The 18,218-nt window shown below is 68.5% G+C and carries 20 protein-coding genes; 15 read left to right on the forward strand and 5 right to left on the reverse strand.

The genetic code is table 11. The annotated features are described in order from the left end of the window. Positions 1-37 precede the first annotated feature (37 nt). The 5 genes from ACEI37_RS05445 to cyoA form a co-directional block, all read right to left on the reverse strand. A complete protein-coding gene (locus ACEI37_RS05445; RefSeq protein WP_373375776.1) occupies positions 38-886 on the reverse strand; it encodes an SURF1 family protein in 849 nt (282 codons plus the stop codon). Beyond that, positions 883-1,290: a cytochrome o ubiquinol oxidase subunit IV gene (gene cyoD / locus ACEI37_RS05450; RefSeq protein WP_373375777.1), complete on the reverse strand. Its 408-nt coding sequence runs from the start codon at positions 1,288-1,290 to the stop codon at positions 883-885. Before cyoD ends, ACEI37_RS05445 begins: the two co-directional genes overlap by 4 nt. Continuing rightward, the gene (gene cyoC / locus ACEI37_RS05455; protein ID WP_373375778.1) at positions 1,287-1,967 is read right to left on the reverse strand and encodes a cytochrome o ubiquinol oxidase subunit III; all 681 of its coding nucleotides are present in this window, start codon (positions 1,965-1,967) and stop codon (positions 1,287-1,289) included. Before cyoC ends, cyoD begins: the two co-directional genes overlap by 4 nt. After that, complete coding sequence (gene cyoB / locus ACEI37_RS05460; protein ID WP_373375779.1) at positions 1,960-3,963, reverse strand: cytochrome o ubiquinol oxidase subunit I; 2,004 nt, start codon at positions 3,961-3,963, stop codon at positions 1,960-1,962. Before cyoB ends, cyoC begins: the two co-directional genes overlap by 8 nt. A 95-nt stretch (positions 3,964-4,058) precedes the next feature. Continuing rightward, on the reverse strand, positions 4,059-5,063 hold the full coding sequence (gene cyoA, locus ACEI37_RS05465; RefSeq protein WP_373375780.1) for a ubiquinol oxidase subunit II: 1,005 nt from the start codon (positions 5,061-5,063) through the stop codon (positions 4,059-4,061). Positions 5,064-5,238: 175 nt separating this feature from the next. On the opposite strand from cyoA, the gene ACEI37_RS05470 reads away from it, so the two are divergent. The 15 genes from ACEI37_RS05470 (at position 5,239) to ACEI37_RS05540 (ending at position 18,217) form a co-directional block, all read left to right on the forward strand. After that, positions 5,239-6,555 carry an MFS transporter gene (locus ACEI37_RS05470; protein ID WP_373375781.1) on the forward strand — a complete coding sequence of 439 codons (1,317 nt, stop codon included), beginning with the start codon at positions 5,239-5,241 and terminating at the stop codon, positions 6,553-6,555. A 338-nt stretch (positions 6,556-6,893) separates the two neighbouring features. Continuing rightward, positions 6,894-7,676 carry a beta-ketoacyl synthase chain length factor gene (locus ACEI37_RS05475; protein WP_373375782.1) on the forward strand — a complete coding sequence of 261 codons (783 nt, stop codon included), beginning with the start codon at positions 6,894-6,896 and terminating at the stop codon, positions 7,674-7,676. After that, positions 7,669-8,445, forward strand: coding sequence for a lysophospholipid acyltransferase family protein (locus tag ACEI37_RS05480; RefSeq protein WP_373375783.1), 777 nt, complete (start codon positions 7,669-7,671; stop codon positions 8,443-8,445). The genes ACEI37_RS05475 and ACEI37_RS05480 overlap by 8 nt, the downstream gene beginning before the upstream one ends. Next, positions 8,432-8,704 carry a phosphopantetheine-binding protein gene (locus ACEI37_RS05485; protein WP_373375784.1) on the forward strand — a complete coding sequence of 91 codons (273 nt, stop codon included), beginning with the start codon at positions 8,432-8,434 and terminating at the stop codon, positions 8,702-8,704. Before ACEI37_RS05480 ends, ACEI37_RS05485 begins: the two co-directional genes overlap by 14 nt. Positions 8,705-8,770: 66 nt before the next feature. Next, entirely contained in the window at positions 8,771-9,034 is a 264-nt protein-coding gene (locus ACEI37_RS05490; RefSeq protein WP_373375785.1) for an acyl carrier protein, read from the forward strand. Further along, entirely contained in the window at positions 9,034-9,579 is a 546-nt protein-coding gene (locus ACEI37_RS05495; RefSeq protein ID WP_373375786.1) for a hypothetical protein, read from the forward strand. Before ACEI37_RS05490 ends, ACEI37_RS05495 begins: the two co-directional genes overlap by 1 nt. Further along, positions 9,576-9,938: a 3-hydroxyacyl-ACP dehydratase FabZ family protein gene (locus ACEI37_RS05500; RefSeq protein ID WP_373375787.1), complete on the forward strand. Its 363-nt coding sequence runs from the start codon at positions 9,576-9,578 to the stop codon at positions 9,936-9,938. Before ACEI37_RS05495 ends, ACEI37_RS05500 begins: the two co-directional genes overlap by 4 nt. After that, positions 9,931-10,680: a glycosyltransferase family 2 protein gene (locus ACEI37_RS05505; protein WP_373375788.1), complete on the forward strand. Its 750-nt coding sequence runs from the start codon at positions 9,931-9,933 to the stop codon at positions 10,678-10,680. The genes ACEI37_RS05500 and ACEI37_RS05505 overlap by 8 nt, the downstream gene beginning before the upstream one ends. Beyond that, positions 10,677-11,663: an acyltransferase gene (locus ACEI37_RS05510; protein WP_373375789.1), complete on the forward strand. Its 987-nt coding sequence runs from the start codon at positions 10,677-10,679 to the stop codon at positions 11,661-11,663. The genes ACEI37_RS05505 and ACEI37_RS05510 overlap by 4 nt, the downstream gene beginning before the upstream one ends. Positions 11,664-11,688: 25 nt before the next feature. Then, entirely contained in the window at positions 11,689-12,105 is a 417-nt protein-coding gene (locus tag ACEI37_RS05515; RefSeq protein WP_373377718.1) for an acyl-CoA thioesterase, read from the forward strand. Further along, the gene (locus ACEI37_RS05520) at positions 12,102-12,743 is read left to right on the forward strand and encodes an outer membrane lipoprotein carrier protein LolA (RefSeq protein ID WP_373375790.1); all 642 of its coding nucleotides are present in this window, start codon (positions 12,102-12,104) and stop codon (positions 12,741-12,743) included. The genes ACEI37_RS05515 and ACEI37_RS05520 overlap by 4 nt, the downstream gene beginning before the upstream one ends. Continuing rightward, positions 12,736-15,138 carry an MMPL family transporter gene (locus ACEI37_RS05525; protein WP_373375791.1) on the forward strand — a complete coding sequence of 801 codons (2,403 nt, stop codon included), beginning with the start codon at positions 12,736-12,738 and terminating at the stop codon, positions 15,136-15,138. Before ACEI37_RS05520 ends, ACEI37_RS05525 begins: the two co-directional genes overlap by 8 nt. A gap of 57 nt (positions 15,139-15,195) precedes the next feature. Then, on the forward strand, positions 15,196-16,425 hold the full coding sequence (locus tag ACEI37_RS05530) for an NAD(P)/FAD-dependent oxidoreductase (RefSeq protein ID WP_373375792.1): 1,230 nt from the start codon (positions 15,196-15,198) through the stop codon (positions 16,423-16,425). After that, positions 16,425-17,033, forward strand: coding sequence for a DUF3261 domain-containing protein (locus ACEI37_RS05535; protein ID WP_373375793.1), 609 nt, complete (start codon positions 16,425-16,427; stop codon positions 17,031-17,033). Before ACEI37_RS05530 ends, ACEI37_RS05535 begins: the two co-directional genes overlap by 1 nt. Next, entirely contained in the window at positions 17,030-18,217 is a 1,188-nt protein-coding gene (locus tag ACEI37_RS05540) for a beta-ketoacyl-ACP synthase (RefSeq protein WP_373375794.1), read from the forward strand. The genes ACEI37_RS05535 and ACEI37_RS05540 overlap by 4 nt, the downstream gene beginning before the upstream one ends. Position 18,218 lies beyond the last annotated feature (1 nt).

Here is an 18,218-nt window from a genome sequence, read left to right on the forward strand (position 1 = left end):
ATTGTGCCGCCAGCCGGCCAGGCTTGCCGGCGCGCCCTCAGGCGCGTGGATCGGACCTGGGGGCGGCAGTGTTTGCGCCGCGGCGCTTGCGGTATTCCTCGCGCCCCACGTAGGCCGCGGCGGCCGCCACCATCAGCGCCAGCCCGTACCAGGTGAGTGCGTAGCCGAGGTGGTTGTTGGTAAAGGCTGTCACCGTCAGCCCGCCCACCGGCCAGGCCTTGGGGTCCGCCCCGGCCGGCGGCGGCACCGCCGCGGCGTCGATGAAATACGGCGCCACCTCGCCCAGGCCGCGGTGCGCGGCAATCGCCGCCACGTCGCGCGAGAACCACTGGTCGCGCGCCGCGTCATTTTGGCGCAGCAGGCCGGTGCCAGGCTCGCTCATGCGCAGCAGGCCGACGACTTCGCTGGGGCCGCTGCCGGCGGGCGCCACGCGGGCGCGGAACGGCTCGGCGACGAAACCGCGGTTGACCAGCACGGTGCTGCCGTCGGCCAGCCGCAGCGGCGTCATTACCCAGTAGCCGCCGCCCTGCTCGGTCACGGCCTGCACCAGGGTCTGGCGCTCGTCGAGGAAGGTGCCGCTGGCACGCACGCGCCGGTATTCGGCATTGGCCTTGGTCAGCCCCGCCCATTGCGCCGGCGCGGGCGCCGCCACCGGCGGCGCATGGACGCGCTCGGCCACCTGGGCGATCAGGCCGAGCTTCCACGCGCGGCGCTCGACCTGCCAGTTGCCCAGCGCCACCAGGCCGGCGATGGCCGCGGCGGCGAACAGGGCCAGTGCGGTCAGCCAGACTGTCGACAGCGGGCGCGGGGATTCGGGGGCGCCTTGGCTGGCGTGGGCGGCGCGCGGATTTCCGACCGGCGCGCGGTCGTCGGTGGAACCGGTCAAGGCAGGGTCTTGGTGGTATGCATGCCCGGCATCATATTGGAATTCAGGTGGAACATCACCCATAGCGTGCCGGTCAGCGTGATCACCACCAGCACCAGCGTGAAGATCAGCGCCAGCATGTTCCAGCCGCCCTCGGACCTGGCGTTCAGGTGCAGGAAATAGATCATGTGGACCACGATCTGCACCGCGCCCAGGGCCAGCAGAACCATCGCGGTGGTGGAGGACTGCTCGAACACCTTGCCCATCACCAGCCAGAACGGGATCGCGGTCAGGATCACCGACAGCACGAAGCCGGTCACGTAACCGCCGAGCGAGATATGGATCTCGCCATCACCGTGGCCGTGGCCATGCCCGCTCGCGTGCCCGTGACCGTGGGCCGGCAGCGTGTCGTCGTGCGCGCTCATGGCAGCACTCCCATCAGATAGACAAAGGTAAAGACGCCGATCCAGACCACGTCGAGGAAGTGCCAGAACATCGACAGGCACATCAGGCGGCGCTTGTTCTCGGGAATCAGCCCGTGGCGCCCCAGCTGCACCACCAGCGTGACCAGCCACACGATGCCGAAGGTCACATGCAGGCCGTGGGTGCCGACCAGCGCGAAGAACGAGGTCAGGAAGCCGCTGCGCTGCGGCCCGGCGCCTTCGCCGACCAGGTGCGCGAACTCGTAGATCTCGACCGCGAGGAAGGCGGCGCCCAGCAGCCCGGTGACGGCGAGCCAGCCCTGGGTCGGCCCCAGCCGGCCGCGCTGCGTCTCCAGCATGGCAAAGCCGTAGGTGATCGACGACAGCAGCAGGAACGAGGTGTTCAGCGCCACCAGCGGCAGGTCGAACAGCTCGGCGCCGGACGGACCGCCCGCGTAGTTGCGGCCCAGCACGCCGTAGGCGGCGAACAGGCACGCAAAGATCAGGCAGTCGCTCATCAGGTAGAGCCAGAAGCCGAGCAGCGTGCCGTTGGGCACGTGGTACTCCTCGGTCATGTAGAAGCGCAGCTCGGCCGGCTGAGCGGGCGCGGGCGCGCGTTGCGGCGGGAGCTCGTGCGGGCGCGTGCCTTCGGCGGTAAAGGGAGCGAAGGTATCAGCCATGGCTGGCCAGCAGCGCGCTGCGCTCTGCCTCGGTGCGGTGGACCGTGTCGGCCGGGATGTAGAAATCGCGCCGGTAGTTGAAGGTATGGCCGATCGCCGTGACCAGCGTGGCGGCGAAGGCCAGCACCACCAGCCACCAGATATGCCAGATCAGCGCGAAGGCGCACAGCGTGCTCAGGCCGGCCAGGATGATGCCCGCGCCAGTATTCTTCGGCATATGGATCGGGATAAAGCCGTGCGCCGGGTGCTGGTAGCCGTGCGCCTTCATCTGCCACCAGGCATCGGTGTCATGCACCAGCGGCGTGAAGGCAAAGTTGTACGGCGGCGGCGGCGACGAGGTCGACCACTCCAGCGTGCGGCCGTCCCAGGGATCGCCGGTGACATCGCGCAGCGACTCGCGGCGCAGGAAGCTCACCACCAGCTGCACCAGGAAGCAGCCGATGCCCAGCGCGATCAGCAGCGCGCCCACGCCGGCCAGCTGGAACCAGATCTGCAGCGAGTGGTCCTCGAAATGGCTGACGCGCCGGGTCACGCCCATCAGCCCCAGCACATAGAGCGGCATGAACGCCACGTAGAACCCGACCAGCCAGAACCAGAACGAGCACTTGCCCCAGAACGGATCCAGCTGGTAGCCGAAGGCCTTGGGGAACCAGTAGGTGATGCCGGCCATCAGCCCGAACAGCACGCCGCCGATGATCACGTTATGGAAATGCGCGACCAGGAACAGGCTGTTGTGCAGCGAGAAATCCGCCGGCGGCACCGCCAGCAGCACGCCGGTCATGCCGCCGATCACGAACGTCACCATGAAGCCCACGGTCCACAGCATCGGCACCTCGAAGCGGATGCGGCCGTGGTACATGGTGAAGAGCCAGTTGAACAGCTTGGCCCCGGTGGGGATCGAGATGATCATGGTGGTGATGCCGAAGAACGAGTTCACGCTGGCGCCCGAGCCCATCGTGAAGAAGTGATGCAGCCACACCAGGTATGACAGCACCGTGATCACCACCGTGGCATAGACCATCGAGGCATAGCCGAACAGGCGCTTGCGGCAGAAGGTGGCGACCACCTCGGAGAACACGCCGAACACCGGCAGGATCAGGATATAGACCTCCGGGTGGCCCCAGATCCAGATCAGGTTCACGTACATCATGGCGCTGCCGCCAAGGTCGCTGGTGAAGAAGTTCATGCCCAGGTAGCGGTCGACCGCCAGCATCGCCAGCGCCGCGGTCAGCACCGGGAACGCGGCGATGATCAGCACGTTGGTGCACAGCGCGGTCCAGGTGAAGATCGGCATGCGCATCAGCGTCATGCCGGGCGCGCGCATCTTGACGATGGTGACCAGCAGGTTGATGCCGGACAACAGCGTGCCCACCCCCGCCACCTGCAACGACCACAGGTAGTAATCCACGCCCACGTCCGGGCTCTGCAGGATGCCGGACAGCGGCGGATAGGCGAGCCAGCCGGTGCGCGCGAATTCGCCGACGAACAGCGACATCATCACCAGCACCGCGCCGCCCACCGTCATCCAGAAGCTGAAGTTGTTCAGGAACGGAAAGGCCACGTCGCGCGCGCCGATCTGCAGCGGCACGACAAAGTTCATCAGGCCGGTCACCAGCGGCATGGCGACGAAGAAGATCATGATCACGCCGTGCGCGGTGAAGATCTGGTCATAGTGGTGCGGCGGCAGGTAGCCCAGGTTGTCGCCGAAGGCAATGGCCTGCTGGATGCGCATCATGATGGCATCGGCAAAGCCGCGCAGCAGCATCACGATGCCGAGGATCATGTACATGATGCCGATGCGCTTGTGGTCGATGCTGGTGAACCACTCCCGCCACAGGTAGCCCCACTTGCCGTAGTACGTGACCCCGCCGGCCAGCGCCAGCCCGCCCAGCGCCACCACCGCGAAGGTGGCAATCAGGATCGGCTCATGCAGCGGGATGGCCTCCCAGCTCAGGCGGCCGAAGAGTTGCGTGGCGAGTTCGGATCGCTCCGGCATGTGGTTCTCCAGGACAACAACGGCGTTCCAGGTCACGGTCATTCGCACGGTCTTGCGCACGGCCCGGCGCAGCGCCGGCCACCGACGCGGGCGCGCTAGCGCAGCAGCTCGCCGGCACCGGCCGCGCCGGTCCCGAACAGCGGTTCGGCCAGCGTGTTGCTGGCGGTGCAGACGGCGGCGCCGAGCCCCGCGGCGCGCTGCGCGTCGCGCGCCATCAGGTCCTTCTGGCAGACCTGCCCGGCCTGCACGCAACGGTTCACGATGGCATCGAACAGGTTCGCGTCGACGCTGCCGTAGCGCCGCACCGGCTCGCGTTCGCTGGGCTGCGCCAGCTGCGTGTAGGTGGTCCGGCTCAGCGGCGCGCCGGCGGCTCGCACGGTCTGCACCCAGCGGCCGAATTCATCGTCGCTCAGGCCATGGAAGCGGAAGCGCATGTGCGAAAAGCCCGCGCCGCTGTAGTTGGCGGAGAAGCCCTCGTAGACGCCCGGCCGGTTGACCACCGCATGCAGGCGCGTTTCCATGCCCGGCATGGCGTAGACCTGGCCGGCCAGCGCGGGGATGAAGAACGAATTCATCATGGTGGTGGACGTGATCTTGAAGCGGATCGGCCGGTCGACCGGGGCGGCCAGCTCGTTGACGGTGGCGATGCCCTGCTCTGGGTAGACGAACAACCACTTCCAGTCCATCGCCACCACCTCCACCGTCAGCGGCTGCGTGCCAGGCGGCAGCGGGCGGCTTTCATCGAGCCGGGTCAGCGGCTGGTAGGGATCGAGCTTGTGGGTGCTGACCCAGGTGATGGCCCCGAGCGCGATGATGATCAGCAGCGGCGCCGACCAGATCAGCAGCTCCAGCACCGTGGAATGGTCCCAGTCGGGGTTGTAGTGCGCATCGGCGTTGGCGGCGCGGTAGCGCCACGCGAACACCAGCGTCAGCACGATCACCGGCACGATGATCAGCAGCATCAGCCCGGTGGAAATGATGATCAGGTCACGTTGCCGGACCGCAAGATCGCCGGCCGGTGACAGCAGCACGGCGTTGCAGCCGGCCAGCGACAGCAGGACTGGCAGCAATAACCAGCAGATCGGGCGGTGCATGGACATTGTCTGACCGGAAGATCGCATAGCTTTCGGGCCGCGCCATTTGTACGCCGCGGCGCAAGTGACTTAGACTGGTCTGAGCAACTATGGCAGTGTAGGCGCTCAAGTGCCATTCTTCATGGTGCAATTTGCAGCGCCCTCGCTCACCACCTTGCTCACCGACACGGGAGGTATGCCGATGACCACCGCGACCCACCAGCACCGGGCGTCTCCTACAGCACCTCCAGCGCCCGGCGCTGCGCATGTCGCGCCCGCGGAAATCGCCACCGGCGTTGTGATCGGCCGCGCCTCGGAGTACTTCGATTTCTTCGTCTACGGCATCGCCTCGGTGCTGGTGTTCCCGGCGGTCTACTTTCCGTTCGCCGACCGGCTCGACGCGCTGCTCTACGCCTTCGCCATCTTCGCGCTGGCCTTTATCGGCCGGCCCTTCGGCACGGCGCTGTTCATGGGCATCCAGCGCCGCTGGGGCCGGGGCGTCAAGCTGACCGCGTCGCTGTTCCTGCTGGGCACCGCCACCGTCGGCATCGCCTTCCTGCCCGGCTATGCCGCGCTGGGCCCGGCCGCCATCGTGCTGCTGGCGGTGTTCCGCACGTTGCAGGGCGTGGCCTTCGGCGGCTCGTGGGACGGGCTGCCCTCGCTGCTGGCGCTGAACGCGCCCGCGCAGCGGCGCGGCTGGTACGCGATGCTGGGGCAGCTCGGCGCCCCCACCGGCTTTATCGTGGCCGGTTCGCTGTTCCTGTTCCTCAACCTCAGCCTCGAGCCGCACGAGTTCCTGGCATGGGGCTGGCGCTATCCGTTCTATGTCGCGTTCGCGATCAACGTGGTGGCGCTGTTCGCGCGCCTGCGGCTGGTGGTGACGCACGAGTACACGCAGCTGCTGGACGAGGACGAGCTCGAGCCCATCAGCACCACCGAAATCGTCCGGAAGCAGGGCTACAACCTGCTGCTGGGCGCATTCGCCGCGCTGGCCAGCTTTGCGCTGTTCCACCTGGTGACGGTGTTTCCGCTGTCGTGGGTCGCGCTCAACGGCTCGCAGCCGGTCACCGACGTGCTGGCGGTGCAGATTGCCGGCGCCTTCATCGGCATCCTCGGCACCATCGCCTCGGGCGTGATCGCGGACCGCATCGGGCGGCGCACCACGCTGGCGCTGATGGCCATACTGATCGGCCTCTTCAGCCTGTTCGCGCCCTGGCTGATGGGCGGCGGCCCGCTGGCGCAGGACCTGTTCATCCTGCTCGGCTTCGGCCTGCTGGGCTTGTCCTACGGCCAGGCGGCAGGTGCCGTGACCTCCAACTTCGAGCGGCGCTTCCGCTACACGGGCGCGGCCCTTACCACCGACATGGCGTGGCTGTTCGGCGCCGGCTTCGCGCCGCTGGTGGCGCTGGGGCTGTCGGCGGAATTCGGGCTGGTCGCGGTCAGCGGCTACCTGCTGTCCGGGGCGGCCTGCACGCTGCTGGCGCTGCGGATCAACCGGGCGCTGGGGACGCATGTCTGACGGCCAGCGACCAGAAAGTATGGCGACGAATTTTGCGGCGGCAAACGGCCTAAAGAAATGGTGAAAAGCGCCGACATAATATTTTGGCAAAGACATTTCACCAGCGCGCAGAGCAAATTTTCCGGAGTAAGCATTTTCGCCACAGTGGCAATATTTTTGCCATGCGCCGGAGTGCGATCTGAGTAAAATGACGCCCGCAAAAAGCCCTCCGTTTCCCCCGTGATTTTTCCCAACCTGATCCCGGATCTCCAACCCTGCCCGTTTGCTGGCCTTCGCCTGCATGGCAAGCACGCCTTGCCGGCGGACGCGCGCACGGCGTGCGGCAGGGACGGGGCGGCATGACTTCGGGAAACGCGCACAGTATCAGAGCAAGTGACGGCGGCGTGGCATTTGGCATTCGCGCGTGGTCAGCCTGGACTGGCGACTTGCAGTCTCAGCATGACTGGCAGGCATGGAGCGCCAACCCGCACCTGCCCCCTGCCACAGCGCAGGCGCCGGCCTTGCCGGAAATGGCAGCCATGCTGCGCAGGCGTCTGCCGCTATTAGGTCGCGTGGCGCTGGCGTCAGTCTATGCGTGCGCACCAGATGACCCACGGCCGGCCGGCATGCCCACCGTCTTTGCTTCGCGTCACGGCGATACCGCCAGGCTGGTGACCATGCTGACCGACCTGGCGGCCGCCGAGCCGCTGTCGCCGACTGCGTTCGGGCTGGCGGTGCACAACGCGATCGGCGCGGTGCGCTCGATCGACCTCGCTGACATGAACAACCTGCAGGCGCTGTCGGCCGGACGCGACACCGTGGAAACCGCCGTGCTCGAAGCCTGCAGCCTGCTGGCCGACGGTGCGCCGGAGGTCATGCTGGTCAACTATGATGCGCCGATAGCAGGCCCCTATGCCCCGTTCGCGGACGAGCCCGGCTGCCTGTACAGCTGGTGCTGGCGCATAGCTACTCCGCGTGAGGGCGAGCCTTGGTACGCCCTGACCCTGTCCAACGAACCCGCCGGGACGCCGGCGTCCCCGCTTCCGCATGGGCTCGACGTGCTGCGCTTCATGCTGTCCGGAGACGCCCGGCTGCACCATCGGGGCGAGCGCGCCAGCTGGCACTGGCAGCGCCATGGTTGAGCGGCTCGATCGCGCCTGGCGCGTGTGCGCCACCGGACTGTGTTTTTCGTGGTTCGGGCTGGGCAGCCTGGTGCTGCGCGTGCTGGTGTTCCCAATACTGGCGCTGGTGCCGTGGCGCCCGCTGCAGCGCCAGCGCGTGTGCAAGGATGTGATCCGCCATGCGTTCCGGCTGTTCCTGTGGCTGATGCGCGCGGTCGGTGTCATCGGCTACGAAGTGCGCAACGCGCAGCGCCTGCACCGCCAGGGCCTGCTGATCGTCGCCAACCATCCGTCCCTGATCGACGTGATCTTCCTGATCGCACTGACGCGTCGCGCCGATTGCGTGGTCAAGGCCGGCCTGGCGCGCAACCCGTTCACGCGCGGTCCAGTGCTGGCCACCGGCTATGTCACCAACGATTCGGGTGCCGCGATGGTGCAGGACTGCATCGCCTCGCTGCGTGCCGGCAACAACCTCGTGATCTTTCCCGAGGGAACGCGCACGCCGCCCGACGGCAGCTTGCGGCTGCAGCGCGGCGCCGCCAATATCGCGGTGCGCGGCGGCTTTGCTCTGACGCCGGTCATCATTCGGTGCGAGCCGCCCACGCTGCGCAAGGGCGACAAATGGTACCGCGTGCCAATGCGCCGGCCGCGCTATGTCATCGATGTGCGCGAGGATATCGACACCGCACGGTTGGCCCCGACCGGCGCCGACGACGCCATGGCGGTTCGCGCCGTTACGCAGGCACTGACTGATTTTTTTTCCAGGGAGATTCACCGTGAAGGCGCTTGAGCAAGAAATCAAAGAACTGATCGTCTCTTCGCTGTCGCTTGAAGGCGTGGCGCCAGACGACATCGACACCGCCGCGCCGTTGTTCGTTGAGGGCTTGGGACTGGACTCTATCGATGCGCTGGAGCTTGGTTTGGCGCTGCAGAAGCGCTTCGGTGTCTCCATGAGCGGCGACAAAGACGTAGTACGAAGCCGCTTTGCCAGCGTTGCGGCACTGGCCGCCTTCGTGGCCGCGCAGCGCGCTGAACAGACTCCGGCCTGAGGCTCGCTACCACGGCCTCTGACTGACCCGACGTACCCTGACTCCTTCAAGCTGGAAGGCATGGCCATGACCCACGACGAAATTTTTGCGCGCATTTCCGCAGTCCTGCAGGACTCCTTCGAAATCGAAGCGCAGCGCATCCGGCCGGAAGCCCGGCTCTACGAGGACCTGGACATCGACAGCATCGACGCGGTGGACCTGCTGGTAAAGCTCAAGCCGATGCTGGACAAGCCCCTCAAGCCCGAGCAGTTCAAGTCCGTGCGCACCGTTCAGGACGTGGTGCAGGCACTGGCACTGCTGATCGACACCGATTCCGCCGCGACGGCCTGATGTCCTGGCGGACCTTGGCATTAGGCGTGCTGACGCTGTGCTATCCGATCGCGGTCTACGTCGGCCTGCAGTACTGGCCGCCGCGCACGGTGGCACTGCTGCTGTTGGCGCTGCTGGCGTTGCGGCTGGCTGCCGTGCGGCACGCCGGCTGGCGCCCGCAGGCGCTGGCGGCGGCAGCGCTCGCGCTGGTGGTGTTCGCGTCCGGTGCGGCGATGCCGCTCAAGCTGTATCCAGCCCTGGTCAATGCCGTGCTGCTGGCGGTGTTCGGCTGGAGCCTGTGGCGCGGGCCCAGCGTGGTGGAGCGCATCGCGCGCCTGCGCGAGCCAGCGCTGTCGTCCTCGGGCGTGGCCTATACGCGCAAGGTCACCGCCGCGTGGTGCCTGTTCTTCTTCATCAACGGCAGCGTCGCCGCCGCCACCGCGCTGTTTGCCAGCAATCGGGTCTGGGCGCTCTACAACGGCGCCATTGCCTATGTGCTGATCGGCGCCATGTTCGCCGCCGAATGGCTGGTACGTCGGCAAGTCTTGAGGGGAACGCGGGCATGACGGAAATCCTGCCGCACGCGGTTTGGATCGAATGCAGCGAATACGCCGCCGCGGCCGTGCTCGATGTCGGCGCGCACCTGCCGATCTTTGACGGGCATTTCCCCGGTACGCCGATCGTGCCTGGCGTGGCGCAAATCGACTGGGCCATGGCGCTGGCGCCGCAGCGCTTGCCGGTGCCGCCGCGGGAGCGCTTTGCGCGCCTGGACGTGCTCAAGTTCCAGGGCATCATCCGGCCCGGCGCCCAGGTGCGCCTGGACCTCGAATGGCAGCCGGAAAAACTGGCGCTGGCATTCCGCCTGAGCTCGGCATCGGGCCCGCATGCCAGCGGCCGCATCGTCTTCAGGAGCGAGCATGGCTGATGCCGACTTCCGGCCAATCGTGCTGGTGCCGGTCTACAACCACGCGCGCGCCATCGGCGCCATGGTCGACGCGATCCTGGCCCACCCGGTGACGTGCCTGCTGGTCGACGACGGCAGCGACGCCGAATGCGCGGCGGTATTGCGCGGACTGGCGGTGCGCGATCCTGGCCGCGTCACGCTGGTCAGGCTGGAGCGCAACCAGGGCAAGGGCGCGGCCGTGACCGCCGGCTTCGAGGCCGCCTGGCGCGCCGGCTGCACGCATGCGCTGCAGATCGACGCCGACGGCCAGCACGACGCCGGCTGCATCCCGGCTTTCCTCGACATGGCGCGCCGCCACCCCCGTGCGATGGTGTGCGGCACCCCGATATACGATGCCTCAGTGCCGCGCGGACGCCTGGTGGGCCGCTACCTGACCCACGTCTGGGTCTGGATCCATACGCTGTCCTTCGCCGTGCGCGATTCGATGTGCGGACTGCGCGTCTACCCGTTGGCCGACGTGGTGCCGCTGACGCGCGCAGCACGTATCGGCCCGCGCATGGAATTCGATATCGAAGTGCTGGTGCGGCTGGTCTGGCGCGGCGTGCGCATCGTCAATATCCCCACGCCCGTGACCTATCCCAGCGACGGCGTTTCGCACTTCCGGGTCTGGCGCGACAACCTGCGTATTTCCTGGATGCACACGCGACTGTTTTTTGGCATGCTGCGGCGCCTGCCGGTGCTGGTGGGGCGCAAGCTGGCATGAGCACCACCGCACCCGGCGCCGCAACTGCCGCGCGCAACCACGCCGCACGACACTGGAGCCGCATCGGGGAAGCCACCTGCGTGTGGGGCGTATGGTGCCTGTACGCCATCCACCGCTGTTTCGGGCGCGTGGCCTTCCGCGCGGTGCTGTATCCCGTGGTCACGTATTACTGGCTCGCGCACGGCGCCGCGCGCCGCGCCTCGCTGGACTATCTGCGCCGCGTACACCGCGTGACCGGCGCCGCGGGCCCCGGGCCCGGCGCCCGCCACACGCTGCGCCACTTGTACGCTTTCGCCGACACGCTGCTCGACAAGCTGCTGGCGATCGGGGGGCGCTATGCCTTCGGCAACGTCACGCGCGAAGGCGCCGAGGTGATGCTGCGCCAGATCGAAAGCGGCCAGGGCGGCATCATCGTCACCGCCCATATGGGCTGCCTGGAGCTGTGCCGCGTGCTGGCGCGCCATCGCCGCGGGCTGCGCCTGACGGTGCTGGTGCATACCGCCCATGCGCAGCGCTTCAACCGCATCCTTTCCCGCATCGATCCTGGCGCCACGCTGCAGCTGTACCAGGTCGACGAAATTTCGCCGGCCACCGCGGAAGAACTGGCCGCCAAGGTGCGTGCCGGCGAGTTTGTCGCCATTGCCGGAGACCGCGCCCCGGCCCATGGCGGGCGAGCCGTCAGCGTGCCGTTCCTGGGCGCGCCGGCGCGCTTTCCGGTCGGGCCTTACGTGCTGGCCGCGCTGCTGGATTGCCCGCTGTTCGCGATGGGCTGCATCCGCCACGGCAACGGCCACCTGCTGCGCTTTACCGAACTGGCGCGCACCGTGCGCCTGCCGCGCGCCGGGCGTGCCGAGGCGCTGGCCGGCTACGCGCGCGCCTATGCCGACTGGCTGGCCGCCCTGCTGGTGCTGTCGCCCTATGACTGGTTCAACTTCTACGATTTCTGGGCAGACCCCGACGCCAGCGCCGGGCGCGCGCGCTGAGCCGTTGACCGACCCCTACCGTGCCATGACGCCAGACCTCAGCCACGAGATCACCCTGAGCCCCGCCTTCCATGACCTCGACCCGATGGACGTGGTGTGGCACGGCAACTACGTGCGTTACCTGGAGCAGGCGCGCTGCGCCCTGCTGGCGCGCTTTGGCTACGACTATCCCGCCATGCGCGATTCCGGCTATGCCTGGCCGGTGGTTGACCTGCGCCTGCGCTATGTGCGGCCGCTGGTCTATGGCCAGGCCGTGAAGGTGCGCGCCACCATCGTCGAGTGGGAGAACCGGCTCAAGATCGATTACCTGCTGCGCGATGCGGGCACCGGCGAACGCCTGACCAAGGGATATTCGGTGCAGGTGGCGGTGGACATGCGCAATGGCGAAATGTGCTTCGAGTGTCCGCCGGTACTGTGGCAGCGGCTGGGGATCCCGCGATGAAGCGCCGCACCCTGTGCGCCGTTGCCGCCCTTGCCCTTGCAGCTGCCTTGCCCGCGCTGGCGGCGCAGGCGCCCCTGGCCACGCCCGCGCGCACGCTGGACGCGGTCGCCGCGCGGCTGGCCGATGCGCCGGTGATCCACGGCCGCTTCGAGCAGCAGCGCCAGCTGGCCGGTTTCACCCATCCGCTGGTGTCGCGCGGCGACTTCATCCTCGCGCGCGACCGGGGCCTGGCCTGGACCACGCGCGAGCCGATCGTGTCGAGCCTGCTGGTCACGCCTGCGCAGCTGGTGGTGCGCGGGGCCGACGGGCAGGTGCAGCAGCGGCTGGCGGCAGACGCGCAGCCCGCCATGCGCGTGGTCGGCGAATCGATGATTGCCGTGCTGCGCGGTGACCTGTCGGCATTGTCGGCACGTTTTGCCATCGACGCCCGGCTGTCCGGCAAGGACGGCTGGGCGCTGACGCTGACCCCCACCGACAGCGGCATCCGCCGCGCCTTCGCGCGCATCGAGCTGGCCGGCGACCGCTTCGTACGCAGCATCCGGCTGGAAGAGGCCGGTGGCGATGTCACCCGAATCCGGCTGATCGAGCCCGTGGCTGCGCCGCGCCTGTCCGCTGCGGAGGCCCAGCGCTTTGAGTAATTCGGCCCACCGCGCCAATACCGGGGCGCACGCAGCCGCGGGCATGACGCCGCTGGCGCGCTTGCTGGCGCTGGCCTGGCTCGTCGTCGTCATCGGCGTCGCGCTGCACCAGGCCAGCTTCTGGCGCAGCGCCCGCATCGATTCCGACGTGATGGCGCTGCTGCCCGGCAGCGAACGCACCGCCACCGCCGATCGCGTGCTGCGCCAGCTGGCCGACGGCGTCTCGCGCGAGATCGTCGTGCTGGTGGGTGCCCCGGACTGGGCGCAGGCCAGGGACGCCGCGCAACGCTTCGGCCAGAGCACCGGCGCGCATCCCGGACTGCTGCGTCCGGTCGACCAGATCGCCGCCTTCGACTTCGATGCCGCGCTGGCGTTCTACCGTCCGTGGCGCAGCCACCTGCTGACCGACCGCCAGCGCGCGATGCTCGGCCAGGCCGAAGCGGACACGCTGGCGCAGCAGGCGCTGGCGCGCCTGTACCAGCTCTCGGCCGGCGCCAGCCTGTCGGGCTGGTCCGCCGATCCGCTCGGGCTGTGGCAGGACTGGTGGCTGTCGCGCGCGGACCTGACCCGCGTGCGCGAGCGCGACGGCTGGCCGGCGTTTACCGCCGAAGGCATGCATTGGGTGCTGCTGACCTACCGCATCAGCAAGCCCGCGTTCTCGGTCAGCGGCGCTACCGACTATGGCGACCTGCTGGCACGCGCCGAGGCCAGCGCGCGCGCCGGGCACGACGCCGTGCACGTGGTGAAGGCAGGCATCCCGCTGCATGCCGAAGCCGCGGCGGCGCAAGCCAGCTTCGAGATGAACGTGATCGGCCTGGGTTCGCTGGCCGCGGTGCTGCTGCTGGTATGGCTGGCATTCCGCTCGCTGGGCCCGATCGCGCTGGTGGCGCTGTCGCTGCTGATCGGCACCGCCGCGGCGGTGTCGGTGACCGCAGCGGTGTTCGAGCGCGTGCACCTGATCACGCTGGTGTTCGGCGCCAGCCTGGTCGGCGTGGCCGAAGACTACGGCATCCACTACTTCGTGACCCGCCAGGCCGATGGCCGGCGCGCGCCGGCGAGCACGATGCGCCGGCTGCTGCCCGGCATGACGCTGGCGCTGGCCACCAGCGTGGTCGCCTACCTGGCGCTGGGGATCGCGCCATTCCCGGGGCTGCGGCAGATGGCGCTGTTTTCCGCCACGGGCCTGGTGGCCGCGTTCCTGACCGTGGTGCTGTGGTTGCCGCTGCTCGACCGCGGCAGCCTGCGGCCCACCCGGTTGTCGACATGGCTGGCCGACAGCCTGGCACGCTGGCCGCGCGTGCGCGCCGATCGCCGCACGCTGGGGCTGTCGGCGGTGCTGGCGGCGTTCATCGTGCCCGGCCTGTGGCAAGTGAACGTGGCCGACGACGTGCGCCAGCTGCAGAGCTCGCCGCCCGCGCTGGTCGAGGCCCAGCGCACCGCCGGGCGCCTGCTCGGCAGCCCCAGCCCCGCGCAGTTCCTGCTGGTGCGCGGCGACTCCGCCGACCAGGTCCTGCAGCGCGAGGAAGCCGCCAAGGCGGCGCTGGCGGGCATCGTGGCGCAGGGCCGGCTGGGCGGCTTCGTGGCGCTGTCCGACTGGGTGCCTTCCGCGGCGCGCCAGCGCGCCGATGCAGCGCTGGCCGCGCCGCTGGAAGCGCAGGTGCGCGAGCGCGTTGCGCGGATGGCGGGAGCGTCGGGCCCGCCCGCGGCACCCGGCATGGCGGGCACCCACGACGTATTGACCCTGCAGGCATGGCTCGCCGATCCCGTCTCGGCGGCGCTGCGCCATCTGTGGCTGGGCCGCGAGGGAACCGGGGGCAACGATGGCGGCTACGCCAGCGTGATGCTGCTGCGCGGCCTGGACGACCCCAAGACCATGCCAGCGGTACAGGCAGCGGTCGCCAGTGTGGCGGGGGTGGAATGGGTCGACCGCGTGGCGGACCTGTCCGGCCTGCTGCACCATTACCGCGTACTGATGACCTGGCTGCTGCTGGCCGGCACGGTTGCCGTCAGCGCGCTGCTGGCCTGGCGCTACGGCCGCTGCGCGTGGCGCGCGCTGGCGCCGACGCTGCTCGCGGCGCTGTTCAGCGTGGCGATGCTGGGCTGGATGCAGGTGCCGTTGCAGCTGTTTTCGGTCCTGGCGCTGGCGCTGCTGCTCGGTGTTGGCGTCGACTATGGCATCTTCCTGCTGGAGCATCCCGGCGATGGCGTATCGTGGACCGCCATCGTGCTGGGCGCGGCCAGCACCCTGCTGGCATTCGGCCTGCTGGCGCTGTCGTCCACCCCCGCGCTTCATGCATTTGGCCTCACCATGCTGGCCGGGGTCGGCGCGGTCTGGGTGCTGTCGCCATGGTTCCGGCCGCTGGCGCCGCCAGGCGATGCGCCGGACGGGCACTGAACGCGGCCCCCTTTCGCGCCCCTAACCTGCAATCTCACGAATCGGAATTCGAAGCTTATGAAAACGGAAACTACCGACGTCGTCATCATCGGCGCAGGGCCTGCCGGCTCGGTCGCTGCCGGCTTGCTGCGCAAGCACGGCATTCCGGTGCTGGTGATCGAGAAAGAAATTTTCCCGCGCTTCTCCATCGGCGAAAGCCTGCTGCCGCAAAGCATGGCCTACATCGAAGAAGCGGGCATGCTGCGCGCGGTGGTGGAAGCCGGCTTCCAGTACAAGAACGGCGCCGCCTTCGCACGCGGCACGCAGCGTACCGCCTTCGACTTCCGCCAGAAGTATTCGCCCGGCTGGGGCACGACGTACCAGGTGCAGCGCGCGCAGTTCGACCACGTGCTGATCCGCGAGGCCGAGCGCCAGGGTGCCGAGGTGCGTTTCTCGCATGTGGTGGAGAACGTCGATGTCAGCGGCGCGCAGCCGGAAGTCACCGTGCGCGCGCCCGACGGCAGCCAGTACACCGTGCGTGCGAAGTTCCTGCTCGATGCCTCCGGCTTCGGCCGCATCCTGCCGCGCCTGCTGCAGCTGGAAACGCCGTCGGGCTTTCCGGTGCGCAGCGCGATCTTCACGCATGTGGAAGACCGCATCCCGACCGGCACTTTCGACCGCAACAAGATCCTGATCAGCGTGCATCCGCAGCACCAGGACGTCTGGTACTGGACCATCCCGTTCTCCGACGGGCGCTGCTCGCAGGGCGTGGTAGCCGAAAAGGCGTTCCTGGACCGCTACACCGGCACCGAGACCGAACGGCTGCAGGCACTAATCGCCGAAGAGCCGGGCCTGGCCGCGCTGCTGGCCGATGCGCAATGGGATACCCCGGCGCGCCAGATCGCCGGCTACTCGGCCAATGTGAAATCGCTGTGGGGCAACGGCTACGCGCTGCTTGGCAATGCCGGCGAGTTCCTCGACCCGGTGTTCTCGTCCGGCGTGACCATCGCCTTCAAATCGGCCAGCCTGGCGGCGCAGTGCCTGGTGCGCCAGCTGCGCGGCGAGACCGTGGACTGGGAGCAGGATTTCGCGCGGCCGCTCAAGGCCGGCGTCGATTGCTTCCGCGTGTTCGTCGAGGCCTGGTATGAAGGGCGTTTCCAGAAGCTGATCTTCCATCCCAATGCCACCTCGGAAATCCGCGACATGATCGCAGCGATCCTGGCCGGCTACGCGTGGGACCGCGACAACCCCTTCGTTACCGAGCCGCGCCGTCGGCTGGCGGTGCTGGAAGAATTCTGCAAGGTCTGATGAACTGCCTTATCTTCTCTGCGCTGGCGCTGAGCGCTGCCCTGATAGCGGGCTGCGCGTCACCCGGCGCCGCCCCGGAACGCACGACACTAGCTGCCAGCGGCACTGCATTGCTGCGCCTGTCGCCGGCGTCGCTGCAGCGCGAGTTGAAGCTGCAGCAGCACATCACCGTCGAGTTCACCGTGCAGGGCCGCACCGAGCACCGCGAACTGCTGACGCTGTTGGAGGCCGATGCCGCACGCACGCGCCTGGCCGCCGTCAGCGGCGGGCAGGTGCTGGCGCGGCTGGACTGGGACGGCACGACACTGCAGGTATCGCGTTCGCCCTGGGCACCGGCGGAGCTGCAGCCCGAACGCATCCTGAGCGACCTGCAGCTGGCGCTGTGGCCTGCCGCGGCGATCCGTGCGGCGCTGCCGCCGGACTGGAGCCTGGACGCCTCTCCCGCGCTGCGCCAGTTGCGCCACGGCAGTGAAGCCGTGGCAGAGATCCGCTTCCCCGATCCAGCAACCACGTTGTTCTTGCAACGCCGCGACGGCTACCGCCTCACGATCCGCAACTTGCCGGCCGCAACAGGCGCGACCGGCGCGAATCCGGGTGGTCCGGCATGACGGTATATCTGAACGCCATCGGCATCCGCTGCGCGCTCGGAGACGGGCAGGAGGCGGTGCGCGCAGCCATGTGGCAAGCTGGCGCACCGACGACCGGCGAAGTCACCGACCGCTACAGCCCAGGCCGTCCGCTGCTGCTGGGAACCGTCAGCGAGCTGGACGATGATGCCGTGCCCGCGCACGCCAATCCGCGGGATCGCAGCCGCAACAATGCCTTGCTGCTCGATGCCCTGGCCCAGCTGCGCCCAGCGGTGGACGAAGCCATTGCCCGCGTCGGCCCGCGTCGCGTTGCGGTGGTGCTTGGCACCAGTACTTCGGGCATGCGAGAAGCGGAACAGGCCGTGCAGGCACTGACGAACGCGGGCGTGCTGCCGCCGGGTTACCACTACGGTCAGCAGGAGCTCGGCTCGCCGGCGGGCTTCCTGGCTGGCGTGCTGGGCACTACGGGACCCGCGTACACGATCTCCACCGCGTGCTCATCCAGCGCAAAGGCGCTGGCGGCTGGGGCCAGGCTGCTGCGCCACGGGCTGGCGGACGTGGTCGTGGCCGGCGGCGTCGACACACTGTGCGCATTTACCGTAGCCGGCTTTTCCTCACTGGAATCGATCAGCCCGGTGCGCTGCAACCCGCTGTCCGCCAACCGCAATGGCATCAATATCGGCGAAGGCGCGGCGCTGTTTCTGATGTCGCGCGAAGCCGGGCCGGTACGCCTGGCCGGCTGGGGCGAGTCATCCGATGCCTACCATATGTCGGCGCCCGATCCACAGGGCAAGGGTGCCCAACTGGCCATGCGGCACGCGCTGAGCCGCGCCGGCATTGAGGCGCAGGCTATCGACTATGTCAACCTGCATGGCACCGCCACGCCCGCCAACGATGTGATGGAAGCCCATGCCGTGGCTGCCGTGTTGGGCAACGAGGTGCCAGTCAGCTCTACCAAGCCGTTGACGGGGCATACGCTGGGGGCGGCCGGCGCTATCGAAGCCGCTCTGATGTGGCTCACGCTGTCCGGCAATCCGCGCGGCCAGCTGCCGCCGCACTGGTGGGACGGCGTGGCTGACGCCGCGCTCCCGCCGCTGCACGTGGCCACGCCCGGAAGCACCCTCGGGCGAGCGCCGCGCCACGTGATGAGCCTTTCATTCGCCTTTGGCGGCAGCAACGGCGTGCTGGTGCTCGGGCAGGGATAGG

It is taken from the genome of Cupriavidus nantongensis (assembly GCF_041726985.1).
GTDB lineage: Bacteria > Pseudomonadota > Gammaproteobacteria > Burkholderiales > Burkholderiaceae > Cupriavidus > Cupriavidus nantongensis_A.